Origin of the sequence: Vibrio albus, assembly GCF_003144035.1 — a bacterium.
GTDB lineage: Bacteria > Pseudomonadota > Gammaproteobacteria > Enterobacterales > Vibrionaceae > Vibrio > Vibrio albus.
The window spans coordinates 50,974-65,683 of the sequence record NZ_QFWT01000002.1 but is presented as its reverse complement, the minus strand read 5'-3'; the positions used below and the strand labels follow the sequence as shown (position 1 = coordinate 65,683).

Annotated in this window: 11 protein-coding genes and 1 tRNA gene; 2 read left to right on the top strand and 10 right to left on the bottom strand. The window is 48.1% G+C overall.

Annotated features, from left to right (window positions below):
* Window positions 1-4: 4 nt before the first annotated feature.
* From rsxD to DI392_RS03885, 10 genes are all read right to left on the bottom strand, one after another.
* Window positions 5-1,051 carry an electron transport complex subunit RsxD gene (gene rsxD, locus DI392_RS03930; RefSeq protein WP_109318609.1) on the bottom strand — a complete coding sequence of 349 codons (1,047 nt, stop codon included), beginning with the start codon at window positions 1,049-1,051 and terminating at the stop codon, window positions 5-7.
* The gene (rsxC, locus tag DI392_RS03925) at window positions 1,051-3,297 is read right to left on the bottom strand and encodes an electron transport complex subunit RsxC (protein ID WP_109318608.1); all 2,247 of its coding nucleotides are present in this window, start codon (window positions 3,295-3,297) and stop codon (window positions 1,051-1,053) included. Before rsxC ends, rsxD begins: the two co-directional genes overlap by 1 nt.
* A gap of 2 nt (window positions 3,298-3,299) precedes the next feature.
* Window positions 3,300-3,884 (bottom strand): electron transport complex subunit RsxB, encoded by a 585-nt coding sequence (rsxB, locus tag DI392_RS03920; protein WP_109318607.1) that lies wholly within the window; start codon window positions 3,882-3,884, stop codon window positions 3,300-3,302.
* The gene (gene rsxA, locus DI392_RS03915; RefSeq protein WP_109318606.1) at window positions 3,884-4,465 is read right to left on the bottom strand and encodes an electron transport complex subunit RsxA; all 582 of its coding nucleotides are present in this window, start codon (window positions 4,463-4,465) and stop codon (window positions 3,884-3,886) included. Before rsxA ends, rsxB begins: the two co-directional genes overlap by 1 nt.
* A gap of 148 nt (window positions 4,466-4,613) precedes the next feature.
* A tRNA-Asn gene (locus DI392_RS03910) sits at window positions 4,614-4,689 on the bottom strand.
* Window positions 4,690-4,793: 104 nt separating this feature from the next.
* Window positions 4,794-5,639, bottom strand: a complete 846-nt coding sequence (locus DI392_RS03905) for an ABC transporter ATP-binding protein (RefSeq protein ID WP_109318605.1) — start codon at window positions 5,637-5,639, stop codon at window positions 4,794-4,796.
* Between the two features lie 12 nt (window positions 5,640-5,651).
* Window positions 5,652-6,620 carry an ABC transporter permease gene (locus DI392_RS03900; RefSeq protein WP_109318604.1) on the bottom strand — a complete coding sequence of 323 codons (969 nt, stop codon included), beginning with the start codon at window positions 6,618-6,620 and terminating at the stop codon, window positions 5,652-5,654.
* Between the two features lie 8 nt (window positions 6,621-6,628).
* Entirely contained in the window at window positions 6,629-8,002 is a 1,374-nt protein-coding gene (locus tag DI392_RS03895; RefSeq protein ID WP_109318603.1) for a CmpA/NrtA family ABC transporter substrate-binding protein, read from the bottom strand.
* Window positions 8,003-8,332: 330 nt separating this feature from the next.
* Window positions 8,333-8,914: an ANTAR domain-containing response regulator gene (locus tag DI392_RS03890; RefSeq protein ID WP_109318602.1), complete on the bottom strand. Its 582-nt coding sequence runs from the start codon at window positions 8,912-8,914 to the stop codon at window positions 8,333-8,335.
* Window positions 8,915-9,018: 104 nt separating this feature from the next.
* Complete coding sequence (locus tag DI392_RS03885) at window positions 9,019-9,975, bottom strand: glycosyl transferase family protein (RefSeq protein ID WP_109318601.1); 957 nt, start codon at window positions 9,973-9,975, stop codon at window positions 9,019-9,021.
* Between the two features lie 841 nt (window positions 9,976-10,816).
* Between DI392_RS03885 and uvrB the strand changes: the two genes are divergently transcribed.
* Both uvrB and luxO read left to right on the top strand, forming a co-directional pair.
* Window positions 10,817-12,847 (top strand): excinuclease ABC subunit UvrB, encoded by a 2,031-nt coding sequence (uvrB, locus tag DI392_RS03875; protein WP_109318599.1) that lies wholly within the window; start codon window positions 10,817-10,819, stop codon window positions 12,845-12,847.
* Between the two features lie 420 nt (window positions 12,848-13,267).
* On the top strand, window positions 13,268-14,710 hold the full coding sequence (gene luxO / locus DI392_RS03870) for a quorum-sensing sigma-54 dependent transcriptional regulator LuxO (RefSeq protein ID WP_181388354.1): 1,443 nt from the start codon (window positions 13,268-13,270) through the stop codon (window positions 14,708-14,710).

The window sequence follows — 14,710 nt, the reverse complement described above, 5'->3', positions numbered from 1 at the left end:
TTCCTTAGTGCCCGTACGTTCTTGGTTTTGTATAATGGTCAATCAACGGAACCGTCATATTGGCCAGTAAGACTGAGAATGCGACACCGTCCGGAAAGCCACCCCAGGAACGAATCATAAACACCATGAGACCGATCATAGCACCGAAAATCAGTCGGCCTTTCACCGTAGTAGAAGCAGTAACTGGATCGGTGGCGATAAAAAATGCGCCAAGCATAGTCGCTCCGGATAAAAGGTGTAGCACAGGGTTCGCCAGAGTATCCGGTGCCAGGATATAACCCAGTCCGCTTGCCACTAGCAAACCACCTAGTATGCCAGCCGGAATATGCCATTGAATGACTCGTACTTTTATCAGTATCAGTCCGCCCGCCAGATACGCCAGATTTACCCATTCCCAGCCAATACCGGCGAAGCTGGAAAACGGTGGCAGTTCAAGTGCCTCCGCAGAGGTTACGCCGGTTTTGATTGCGGTTTTAAACGCATCGAGTGGTGTGGCCATGGTGATGCCGTCGATACCGGTACGCACTTGTTGCAGCGAGTAGCCATCACTGTCAAATCCGGTAAAGATTAAGCTCCAGGCATCGTACAAGCTAATATGGTTCGGATTGAGTACCTGAGGTGCAAGCCAGCTTGTCATCTGTAGCGGAAAAGAAATCAGCAACACAATGTAGCCGATCATAGCTGGGTTAAAAGGGTTCTGGCCCAGTCCGCCGTAGAGCTGTTTGGCAACGACGACAGCAAAGAACAGGCCGATAACCAGCATCCACCAGGGAGACAGCGGGGGAATGGCTACGGCAAGTAACCATGCTGTCACGAAAACACTATAGTCTCGCAGAGCCGCGTGTGGGGAGCGTTTACGCAGCAGCATTACGAGTGATTCGTAGCTCCCGGCAATGACGAATGCTAATACAAGCTGGATCAATGTACCCCAGCCGAAAAAATAGGTCTGAGTAAGTAAGCCGGGCAGGGCGGCAAGTGCCACCCACTTCATCAGTTCAGGGGTGTTTTTCCTGATATGAGTATGGGGTGAGCTGGCAATAAAAAAGGCCACTACTCTTTCTCCTTCGTATCGGGTTGTTTGTTTTGTGCTGCTTTCTTCGCTTTGGCTCGGGCGATGGCAGCGGCGACAGCGGCTTTCTTCGGATCAACCGGTGTATCAGTGTCTACTTTTTCAGTATCCGGTGCCGGCTGAGGCTCGCTGGTTTCTGCTTCGGCTTGTTTGGCCTTTTTCGCTTTGGCTCGTGCAATGGCGGCGGCGACAGCGGCTTTCTTCGGATCAACCGGTGCATCAGTGTCTACTTTTTCAGTATCCGGTGCCGGCTGAGGCTCGCTGGTTTCTGCTTCGGCTTGTTTAGCCTTTTTCGCTTTGGCTCGTGCAATGGCGGCGGCGACAACGGCTTTCTTCGGATCAACCGGTGCATCAGTGTCTACTTTTTCAGTATCCGGTGCCGGCTGAGGCTCGCTGGTTTCTGCTTCAGCTTGTTGGGCCTTTTTCGCCTTGGCTCGGGCAATGGCGGCCGCAACCGCCGCTTTTTTATCTTCTTTGCCTTCGGCCACCGAAGCAGAGGAATCGGACGATGTTTTTGCGGCTTCTTTTTCAGCCTTCCGCTGCTGGGCCTGACGTTTACGCTCTTCACGTAGTTTTGCCATTTCAGAATTGTCTGGAATATCGCTATTCGCTTTGGCTGCTTCGGCCTGTTTGGCTTTTGCTCTGGCAATGGCGGCAGCAACGGCTGGTTTCGGCCCGGCTTCAGCCGCCGGAGAGGCCTGTTTCGCTTTTACCCGGGCAATCGCAGCCGCAATCGCGTCTCCGTCCTGCGATTGTTGCATTTCTTTACGCCGCTCTTCTGCTGCCCGTTTGCTGCGTTGTTCCCGTTCGGCTTTATCTCTTTCCATACGGGCTTGCTTTTCTTCAAAGCGTTGTTTTGCCCGTTCAGCCGCACGCGCTTCTTCTCTTTTTTCTCTGATCTCGGCTTTGGCTTTACGGTAGTAATGTACCAGAGGTATTTCACTCGGGCATACGTAAGCGCAGACACCGCACTCCATGCAATCAAACAGGTTCAGCTCTTCACACTTATCGTAATCCTGATCTTTTGCGTACCACTGAAGTTGCTGAGGCAAGAGAGTAACCGGGCAGGCATCCGCACATTGACTGCATCGAATACACGCTAATTCCGGTGATGGTGGTGGTATCTCTTTGGCACCCGGGGCCAGGATACAGTTGGCTGTTTTGGTTATCGGTACCTGAGCACTCGGCAGGGTAAAGCCCATCATTGGCCCCCCCATGATCAGGCGGGGATGTTTCTTCTCAGCCTGATAACCAAACTCATCTAAAAGTGCCTGAACCGGGGTACCCAGTTTGACAAGGACATTTCTCGGGTACCGGAAGGCATTACCGGTTAACGTTACGATACGTTCAGTAAGAGGCTCACCGTCAATAATGGCGCGTTTAATGGCATACACTGAGGTGACATTCTGTACCAGTGTATTGATATCAGCCGGGATCCCACCTTTGGGAACCTCTTGATTAGTCAGGATTTTGATCAGCTGCTTTTCACCACCGGACGGGTATTTCGTCGGCACCACCCGGATGACCAAGTCATGGTTGATGGCTGCCTGCTCCAGAGCCGTAATAGCTTCAGGCTTATTATCCTCAATGCCGATGATGACCAGTTTGGGCCTGAGAATGTGCTGAAGTATTTCAATACCCTGAATGATTTCGGGTGCTTTCTCCCGCATCAGCATATCATCGGCAGTAATATACGGTTCACACTCTGCCGCATTAATGATCAGAATGTCAGTTTTTCCCAGCCCGGAGTGGATTTTTTTCGCTGTTGGAAAACCGGCACCGCCCATTCCGGAGATACCAGCATTGCGGATTACCTCAATGAGTTCTTCCGGGGACTCGCTGCGGAATTCAGGGTAGGTGGTTTTATCGATCCACTTATCTTCACCGTCCGGCCGGAGAATAATGCTCATCTCGCTAAGACCTGACGGGTGGGCCATCATTTTGGGCTCGATCGACGTGATGACACCTGAGGTCGGGGCATGGACCGGTAGCATAAAGGTATTAATATATGAGGTCAGGGCTTGCCCTTTCAGTACCCGGTCACCAACCTGTACGGTCAGTTCACCCGGTTTACCGATATGTTGTTTAAGCGGAAGCACCAGTTCATCCGGCATGGTGGCTTCGGTGACAGGAAGCTGCACCGATTGCTGTTTATTTTCCGCAGGATGGGTACCACCATGAAAGTCCCAGATGTAGCCATGGCGGATTTTTTCGATCAGTGACAGCATACTTATCCTTTACTCATGGTGTTCTGGTTGGGGGTGTTGGTGACATCGAGAATGGGAATACTATTCAACTGCCACTTCCAGTTATCTGTCGTGGTAGGCACCGGGATCATCTCTATACAATCTGTCGGACACGGGTCAACACAGAGCTTACACCCGGTACACTCGTCTTTGATGACCGTATGCAGAGATTTGGTGCCACCGGCAATGGCGTCGACAGGGCAGGCCTGAATGCATTTGGTGCAACCGATACACATGTCTTCATGGATAAAAGCCACCAGTTTGTCCTGCTCTTCTTCGTGTGCCGGTGCTTCCGGTTCCACGCCCATCAATTCCGCTATTTTATCGACAGTAGCCTGGCCACCCGGGGCGCACTTATTGATGGCGTCACCATTAGCGACTGCCTCGGCGTAAGGCTTACAGCCCGGATAACCGCACTGGCCGCACTGCGTCTGAGGCAGGATGGCGTCAATTTGTTCAACGATAGGGTCAGATTCGACTTTAAAGCGGATAGAAGCGAAACCCAGAATAGCACCGAATACGGCCGCCAGGCAGACGATGACAGCGATTGCGATAAGTATCGTCAGCATTATAGTTTCACCAGTCCCGTAAAACCCATAAAGGCAAGCGACATCAGGCCGGCCGTAATCATTGCAATCGAGGCTCCCTGAAATGGCCCCGGTATATCTGCAGCGGCAATGCGTTCCCGGATAGCGGCAAACAGTATCAGAACCAGAGAAAAGCCGACTGCTGCGCCAAAGCCATACACGATGGATTCAATAAAATTGTGGTTTTCGTTTACGTTCAGCAGGGCGACACCCAGTACCGCACAGTTGGTGGTAATCAGGGGCAGGAAAATACCCAGCAGGCGGTAAAGGGTAGGGCTGGTTTTATGCACCACCATTTCCGTAAACTGAACCACAACTGCGATAACCAGAATAAAACTCATGGTTCGCAGGTATTGAATACCTAGTGGTGCAAGCAGATAAGTTTCAACCAGATAGGCGGATACCGACGCAAGGGTCAGTACAAATGTGGTTGCCAGGCCCATCCCGACGGCCGTTTCCAGTTTTTTGGAAACACCCATAAAGGGACATAAGCCCAAGAATTTTACCAGAACGAAGTTGTTAACCAGTACCGTGCCGATTAACAGAAGAAGATACTCAGTCATTGCCAGTTAGCTTATATAAAAATTATCTGAACCATTATCGTGGTTTAAAGCACGAATAACAACTTATCATCTATAGGGTTTTCAGTTATAGAGTCTAACTAAAGTGTAGGATCAAAAAAGCCACGTCGTGAAACGTGGCTTCAGAATATGGCTCCCCCTGCGGGACTCGAACCTGCGACATACGGATTAACAGTCCGCCGTTCTACCAACTGAACTAAGGGGGAATTGCATTAAGTGGCGAGCATACTAACACCGTGTTTTTCCAAAATCTACCCGAAATAAAATATTTTTTCCTGACCGGTGAAAAAATATCCGGGCGTCTTTTTCCTCAGGCTCGTTTCGCTTCTGGTGCGCTGGCTGCAGAGCGGTTCTTGTCGGTACTGACAGTACTGTGTTTTGACTGCTTCTCATACAGAAAACGCAGGACTGACTGGCGGTATTTCTGGTACTGGCTGTTATCCGCGAGTGCGACGCGATCTCTTGGCCGGGGAAGGTCGATATCCAGCACTTCACCGATCGTGGCTGCAGGACCGTTGGTCATCATAACGATTTTGTCAGAGAGCAGTACCGCTTCATCAACATCGTGGGTGATCATTATGACGGTATTATTCAGTTCAGCCTGGATACGCATCAATGAGTCCTGCAGGTGCGCTCTTGTCAGAGCATCCAGTGCACCAAAAGGCTCGTCCATAAGTAATACTTTGGGCTGCAGGGCCAGAGCCCTGGCAATGCCCACCCGTTGTTTCATCCCGCCGGAAATCTCTCCTGGTTTTTTATCAGCGGCATGCTGCATCTGGATCAGTTCAAGGTAATGCTCTACCTGTTCCCGAATCCAGGTTTTGCCCTGATTGCCCGCAATCTGTTTGACGGCCAGTTCAACGTTCTGATACACAGTCAGCCAGGGCAGCAGAGAATGATTCTGAAATACAACCGCTCGTTCTGGTCCGGGGCCGCTGATCTCTCTGCCGTCGACAATGACTCCGCCATCTGTCGCCTGGTGCAGTCCGGCGACCAAATTCAGTACGGTTGATTTTCCGCAGCCGGAATGGCCGATCAGAGACACAAATTCTCCTTTATTGATCCGAAGATTAACGTTTTTCAGCGCAATAAACTCACCGTCAGGGGTGGGAAAGCGCATACCCAGTTGGGTTAAATCAAGTAATGCGTTAGACATAATGCGCTCCTTTTATCTCAGTTCCTGTTGTTTGTCCCACGATAGCCACTTCTGTAGCTGTAACATGCCACGGTCGAGTAGCAGTCCGATAAAACCGATGGTAATTACGGCGACCATAATACGGCCAAGCGAGTCTGAGCTGCCATTCTGGAATTCATCCCAGACAAACTTACCCAGTCCCGGATTTTGAGCCAGCATTTCCGCGGCAATCAGTACCATCCAGGCAATACCCAGCGAGAGGCGCAAACCGGTAAAGATCATCGGAATAGCCGATGGCAGAACGATGGTGCGGATATGCTGGTACCAAGAGAGTTGCAGCACCTTACTGACATTAAGCAGGTCCTTGTCTACACTGGTGACGCCGACAGCAGTGTTGATCAACGTTGGCCACAGGCTGCAAAGTGCGACGGTAAGCAGTGAATTAACGAATGATTTCGCAAACAGAGGATCACTGCTGACATAGGTTGCACTCACCACCATAGTGACGATAGGCAGCCAGGCGAGTGGTGAGACGGGTTTTAGCAACTGAATGACCGGATTAAATGCCCGGTAGGCATCCTGATTCAGCCCCAGAACAATACCCAGAGGGATAGCCAGCAGAGAAGCCAGAATAAATCCGCTGGCGACCGTGATTAAGCTGGTACCAATCTGGTCAAAAAAGGTTGGCTTGCCGGTATACGGACGGATTCTGACCTTCGCATCCGGGTTTTTAGCCAGTTTGGCCGCATTGCGTTTTTCTTGTCTCTGGATAAAGGCTTTTTCTTTATCCCGCTCCTCCCAATGTTCACTGACTAAGTTGTTGAATTGCTGAAAAGTCTGCACGGGCCCCGGAAGGGAGCCCAGAGAGGTATCTACCTGACGTGCAGCGATGTTCCAGAGCAGTAAAAATACCAGAATACCAATGAGCGGCAGTAAAATAAGTTTACTTTTGTTGGTGATCACAGTACGGCTCGGCAGTAGTGAAATAACGTTACCAGACATACAGACTCCTACACTTTTTCGTTATCTTTCAGGCCAATACTGAACTTCTTCAGATAGTCGTTAGGCTTGTGACCGTCATAGACGACGTTATCGATGAAGTGAGTCTGGGGAGCTCTGAATCCGTCTTCCTGACCGAAATTCGGGAAGTCTTTGTCGGTCAGAATACCGTCGTCAATCAGAGCTTCTGCTGCCTGTTGATAAATGTCCGGGCGATAGACTTTTTTAGCTATATCCATATACCAGTCATCCGGTTTGGCTTCAGCAACCTGTCCCCAGCGGCGCATTTGAGTCAGGTACCAGATAGCGTCACTGTAGTAGGGGTAGGTGGCGTTATGACGGAAAAATACATTGAAGTCCGGAACGTCACGCTTATCGCCTTTTTCATATTCGAAGGTACCGGTCATCGAGTTCGCGATGACCTCGGCGTCGGCACCGACGTACTGACTTTTTGACAGTAACTTCACGGCTTCCTGACGGTTGGCGTTGTTGTTCTCATCCAGCCAGTGAGCGGCTCGTATCAAAGCCTTAACGACCCGGATATGTGTGTTCGGGTATTTTTCCGCCCATTCTTTTGAAACACCAAATACCTTTTCCGGATTGTTTTTCCAGATTTCATAGTCGGTGACCACTGGTGCGCCCAGCCCTTTAAACACGGCCTGCTGGTTCCAGGGTTCGCCCACGCAGTAGCCCTGAATGGTCCCAGCTTCCATGGTAGATGGCATCTGAGGCGGTGGGGTGACACTCAATAGTACATCGGCATTAACCTGCCCGCTGTTATCACCTGACTCAGGTGCGTAATAACCCGGATGAATACCACCGGCGGCCAGCCAGTAACGAAGTTCGTAGTTGTGGGTCGAAACCGGGAAAACCATGCCCATGTTGAATGGCTTACCTTCATCCTGATAGCCCTTAATAACAGGTTTCAATGCATCCGCTTTTATTGGGTGGACCGGTTTTCCGTCAGCCTGTTTTTCTACATAAGGTTTCATTTTCTCCCAGGTGTCGTTGGAGACAGTAATGGCATTTCCGTTGAGATCCATACTGAAAGCGGTGATAACCTCAGCTTGTGTACCGATACCGATGGTGGCACCCAGTGGTTGTCCGGCCAGCATATGCGCGCCGTCCAGTTCGCCATCAATTACCCTATCCAGTAATACCTTCCAGTTTGCCTGAGATTCGAGTGTCACATACAGGCCTTCATCTTCGAAAAAGTGTTTCTCATACGCGACGGCCAGCGGGGCCATATCCGTGAGTTTGATAAAACCGAATTTAAGATCTTCTATTTCCGGTTCGCCGATTTCAGCTGCTGCGTTTGCCCCATACAGGCTTAAACACAGAGTGGCCGACAATGTTGATGCTTTAAGCTTTGATGTCCATTTCATTGACTTACTCCTGGTAAAAAAAAGCGCCACGACTCGTAAGAGTCGCAGCGCCATTGCTGTTCTTTGTTGCTATTTTTCTGATTACCGCCGTTGATAACCGAATGTAGCCATTGACTATCTGTGTCAGGGTTACTGTTCCAGATGTCCTGTTTTCAGTATAAGTAATCCAATTAGCGTGCCAATGTGTATTTTTTCTTATTTATCAGCCTATTATGGTATATTCTCTCGCTGGTACCTGTCTGGCTGTTAAATCATGGTGCAGTTCGCACCATTTCGGAAAAAATTATCTAATACCAAAGGGTTAGGTCATAATACTAAAGGGGTAGGTGTTTACTCGAAAGTTTGTAAGGTATTAATCAGATTTTTGGCGATCTGAGATAAACTCTGGCCTGACTGCATGGCAGAATTCCTCATGGCTTTATAAGCAGTATCCTCATCGACCTGATGGCATTTCATCAGCAGGCCTTTGGCTTTTTCAACCACTTTTCTTTCATTCATTTTGTTGGTCAGGCTGACAATTTTTTGCTCCATGTGATTAAAAGACTGACGTAGAAGACGTGCCTGTTCCAGCCACGGCTGAAGGCAAAAGCCGGAGTCTCTTGGCATCAATACATAATCCGTCTTTTCCGGTAAGCGGTTAATATCTAACGAAGAAAATTGTCTAAGAATGATAAGTAGGGGGTGGCTCTGGTGGCGACATAACTCAATGATCAGCCGTAATTCGGCGCTGGGTTGCTGCCATCCTGCGATGACTAATGCTTCAGGGTTACCGGTTAGGGTGGTGTCTAGCTGAGCTAACCGGCAACCAATGATATGGCGGTATTTATGTGCCAGAAGCGTGCGGATTCTTTCCTGCTCCTGCAGGTCATCGCAGCAAATAATAATGGGTTTTTCAGAGCTGAACTTCGACATAGATTTACCTTGTTGTTATCTCTTTCACTAAGAGGGATATAACAAGGAGCGTGCCAGACACATTTTATAAGCCGTCATACAGCCGGGCTATGCCATTCAGTTGTTTATAACTTATTGCTCTGTATATATTTTTTCCATAACTCGTAGGCTTTTCGGAATGCGTTTTCTTTATCCCGACACTCCGCAAACAGTACGGCTGCGAGAGAGGCGACCACGGTATTCGCCATCATAACCCGGTCGTCTTCAGGTGTATTAAACGGACAGTCAGAAGGAAGAGGGATTTCGGTCAGCATCTGTTCTGCCCAGTAAAATGACTGAACGGTATCCGGTGTTCCCAGCCATACCGTCTGACTGACTTTAGGGTTGTATTCAGATTCTCCGGACTGCCCTTTAAATGAAATTACGGCCTGAGTATTGCCGATTTCCGATTCCACTTCAGCATGTAATTGCTGAAAACCGGGATGAAAGCTGCCGCGTAATCCATATTGTGCTCCTCCGGGGTTGAGCGCCCTTACGACGGTATTAATAGGGGTGCGCAGGCCGTAGCGCCGTTTCCAGCCGATCATGGTTTCCGCCTGAGGGGCGAAATGATGCAGTGGTAAATAGGTAATACCATTTTCTTCCAGCAACTGCCGGGCATGCTCGGCAGAGTCTGCGACAGAGATATTGAGCGCAGCCAGGTAATCTTCTGCATGTTCTCTGTTGCCGGAGGTATCATGATAGCCGTGCAGTAGCACCTTATAGCCGTTATCTGCCAGAATCTTTGCTGACAGCAGGTGCCATGGTTTGCCTGCACTGGTGCGCTTCCCTGCATAGCAAGGCCAGTCAATATCGGCTCCTAAATCCGGCATTCGTGACTGAAATGCTTTGACGAAACCGGCGATTTCCTGTCTGGTTTCGTTCTGAACCCGGATTAACATCAGTAACATGGCCATCTGATCATCGTCAAACTGACCGTCAAGATATTCATCCATGACCTGATAGGCCTGTTCAAAGCTTAATGGCTTTCTGCCTCTTTCACCGCGTCCGACGGTGCGGATACACTCCAGAATTGTACTCATACTTCCTCGTTTGCTTTATTTTTCCGGGTAATACTATGTTAATAAGCATAGCTCCGGTTCAGGCTGTTAACTGTGTTATGTCATTGTTCTCGCAGTTTGACGACTTCACTCAGAATAATCAACACGCCCTAATTACGGACAAAAAAAAGCCTCTTTCCCTTAAGGAAAGAGGCAGCGTTGCCTGTATCGTAGGTATTATTCTGCAAATAGTGGGCTTAATAGCCGATCTGCAAGTATTGTACTTAATAGATAAGCAAAGTGAATGCCAGGATATTTTATCTTTATTTTACAATGAGATAACTTGCATTTTAGATCATGATCGTCTGAAAAGTGCACATATTGGGTGCAGTTTTTCTTGTGCAAGGTGCAAGCTGTATTGAAAAGCGAATTTGACGTAAAAAAAGGTTGATTTTTCTGAACACCGCACCGGTAAAAGGCTAAACACAGTTATCCACCAAATTTGTGGATAACTGTGTTGATGAATGCTTAACAACATTGAAAAGAAAAATCTTAGAGTTATTACTCAGTAAAGGTATTTATATAACTAGTTATTTTATAATGGATTTTTCTTAATGTTAAAGCTGTTGATAACAATCTTAGAAATGCAGGTAATGACGAAAATAAGCTAAAAATGCACTATTTTGGGGAAAAGCCGTGGATTAAATTGTAGGTGATTTCGTGGTTCTTATCGAAAGGGCGGAAACAATACCAGATTTTTTATAGGTAATCTACGTTCAGGTTAACTTTTCGGACAAAATCTGGGATATTTTTATTGACCCTCCAAGAGTCATCCGCTGACAATAGATAGTAGCGACCCTTCAGACGGAAATATTAAAACAAAATGAGTAAAGAATTTGAACTGGTGTCGGATTACCAGCCTTCAGGTGATCAACCCACTGCTATTGCCCAACTTCTCGACGGACTTGATTCCGGGCTGGCCCATCAGACGCTACTGGGGGTTACCGGCTCCGGTAAAACGTTTACCCTTGCTAATGTCATCGCCAGCGCCAGACGGCCGGCCATTTTGCTGGCCCCTAATAAAACGCTGGCGGCTCAGCTTTATGGTGAAATGAAAGCGTTTTTTCCCAACAATGCCGTAGAGTATTTTGTTTCTTATTACGACTATTATCAGCCCGAAGCTTATGTGCCAACCACTGACACCTTTATTGAAAAAGATGCATCAGTGAACGCGCATATTGAGCAGATGCGTCTGTCAGCAACAAAAGCACTGCTCGAGCGTAAAGATGCCATTATTGTGGCGTCTGTTTCTGCTATTTATGGCCTGGGTGATCCGGATTCGTATCTGAAAATGATGCTGCATGTGTGTCGGGGGGACGTGATTGACCAGCGCGATATTCTGCGCCGACTGGCCGAGCTGCAGTACTCCCGGAATGATGTCACTTTCGAGCGGGGGCAGTTTCGGGTCCGGGGTGAGGTGATCGATATTTTTCCTGCAGAATCAGAGCAGGATGCAGTCCGTATCGAAATGTTTGACGATGAAGTCGATTGTATCAGTGTGTTTGATCCCCTGACCGGTGTGGTAAAACAGCGGGATCTTCCCCGCTATACCATTTATCCCAAAACGCACTATGTGACGCCAAGAGACAGGGTGCTTGAAGCGATTGAACAGATAAAAGCAGAATTGAAGGTTCGCCAGGCATACCTGAAAGAGCACAATAAACTGCTGGAGGAGCAGCGTATTACTCAGCGAACTCAGTTTGATATTGAAATGCTGAATGAGCTGGGTTTCTGCTCTGGCATCGAAAACTACTCACGCTTTCTCAGTGGTCGTAGTGAAGGTGAGCCACCACCGACGCTGTTTGACTATCTGCCGCATGATGGCCTGCTTATTATTGATGAGTCGCACGTGACCGTGCCACAGATAGGGGCAATGTATAAAGGTGACCGTTCCCGAAAAGAGACATTAGTAGAGTATGGGTTCCGTCTGCCTTCTGCACTGGATAACCGGCCACTGAAATTTGACGAATTTGAAGCACTGGCACCACAAACCATTTTTGTTTCTGCCACACCCGGAAATTACGAACTGGAAAAATCCGGGGGTGAGGTTGCCGATCAGGTGGTCAGACCGACAGGGTTACTTGATCCTGAGCTGGAAGTGAGACCGGTCGCGACTCAGGTCGATGACCTTCTGTCCGAAGTGCGGATTCGGGCGGCCAGTGATGAAAGAGTGCTGGTGACCACGCTAACCAAACGTATGGCTGAAGATTTGACTGAGTACCTGCATGAGCATGATGTCCGGGTTCGTTACCTTCACTCAGATATCGATACGGTGGAACGGGTTGAGATTATACGTGACCTGCGACTGGGTGAATTCGATGTGTTAGTGGGTATTAACTTACTTCGAGAAGGCCTGGATATGCCAGAAGTCTCTCTGGTCGCAATATTGGATGCGGATAAAGAAGGCTTCCTGCGTTCTGAACGTTCATTGATCCAGACCATCGGACGGGCCGCGCGTAACCTGAAAGGGAAAGCGATTCTGTATGCTGATTCCATTACACGTTCGATGAAAAAGGCGATGGATGAAACGAACCGTCGCAGGGAGAAACAGCAGGCATATAACGAAAAGCTCGGAGTTCAGCCTCGGGCCCTGAAGAAGAATGTTCAGGATATTCTTGAAATCGGTGATATTGCTAAGACCCGTAAACAGAAAAAATCAAAACAAGTGCCGCTGTCGAAGGTGGCAGAACCATCCCAAAGCTACGTATCTTTAACGCCTCAGGAGCTCGAAAAAGAGATTATGAAGCTGGAAGGGGAAATGTATCAGCATGCTCAGAATCTGGAGTTTGAGCTAGCGGCAGAAAAACGGGATCAGATTGATACACTGAGAAAGCAGTTTATCAGCAATAGTTGATAGCTATTCGTTGCTTGCTACCTTGAATACCCGGCCGTAGCACAAATTGCAGATAAAAAAAGAGCCAACAGGAAATAAGTTCTGTTGGCTTCAATTTGTGGATATTTTCCACTAACAACGTCAGTTGGCTAGGTGACCCGTTAGGGTCAGGTATATATAAGCAGACTTCGTGCCAGTTTTTCTTTGTCAGATGGTAAATAATAGAAATGTTAATAAAAAGAATAAAAAAACACCCGACAAATGAAAGTATGAGCTAATCAGGAAATAAAATACATCAGTATATTAGCGAATTCATGCGTGAGTATGATCGCTTTCTGCTACTTTTGAAGTAGTCGATTTTCCACTTTATTTTTTCTGAATTGCAAAATGCAAAGCATAATGCGAAAATTTATAAAAATGCAAAAATAGAATGGCCTAAAAATGAGCAATTTGTCAGTTGAAAGTCCCAAAGTCAGACACCTATTAATGGTAGAAGATACTGCTTCTGTTGCGGCCCTGTATCGATCATTTCTGATGCCGTTGGGGTTAGAGGTTTGTATTGTCGGTACCGGTAAAGCGGCTATTGAGAGTGTTACCGAGAAAGTGCCTGATCTGATTCTCCTTGATCTACGTTTGCCTGATATGACAGGAATGGATGTGCTTCATTCTGTCAGGAAATCCAACCCTGATGTACCGGTAATTTTTATGACCGCTCACGGTTCGATTGATACAGCCGTTGAGGCCATGAGGCATGGGGCCCAGGATTTTCTCATCAAACCCTGCAAGGCGGATCGGCTCAGGGTAACGGTCAATAATGCGCTGCGAAAGGCCACGAAACGGAAAGAGGAAACGCGCAGAGGTGATACCTCTGAACATAATCAATATCAAGGGTTTATAGGCAGCAGCCAAACCATGCAATCAGTGTATAAAACCATTGACTCTGCGGCAGCCAGTAAAGCCAGCATTTTCATTACCGGAGAAAGTGGTACGGGTAAAGAGGTATGTGCGGAAGCGATTCATGCCGCCAGTAAAAGAGGTGACAAACCTTTTATTGCTATCAACTGTGCCGCCATCCCGAAAGATCTGATTGAGAGTGAACTGTTTGGTCATGTGAAAGGGGCCTTTACCGGGGCGGCAACGGAAAGACAGGGTGCGGCGGAGTTGGCGGATGGAGGCACACTGTTTCTGGATGAATTGTGTGAAATGGACCTGGATCTGCAGACCAAACTGTTGCGCTTTATTCAGACCGGTACGTTCCAGAAAGTCGGCTCATCCAAAATGAAAAGTGTGGATGTACGTTTTGTTTGTGCGACAAACCGAGACCCATGGAAAGAGGTTCAGGAAGGTCGTTTTCGTGAAGACTTGTATTACCGTCTCTATGTTATTCCACTGCACCTGCCTCCACTGCGGGACAGAGGCGAAGATGTGGTAGAAATAGCCTATTCACTACTGGGCTTTATGTCATTGGAAGAAGGCAAACAGTTTGCCCGTTTCTCTCCGGAAGTCGAAGACCGGTTTATCCACTATGAGTGGCCAGGGAACGTCAGACAATTACAAAACGTACTGCGTAACGCAGTGGTACTTAACCACGGTAAAGAAATTACCCTGGATATGCTGCCACCGCCTCTGAATCAGACAAGCGCCATTAAAAAAATGGAAAAAAACATAGCGGGTACAAAAATTGCAGGTGTTGGTTTAGATTCTGCTTCTGCAGAAGAGGAGTTGTTGCCTGAAAATATTCAGCCGCTGTGGATGGTTGAAAAACGGACAATCGAGCAGGCGATAGATGCCTATGAGGGAAATATTCCTAAAGCGGCACATGCGCTTGGGGTAAGTCCATCAACGATTTATCGTAAAATTCAGGCGTGGAATGAGAACCAGTAA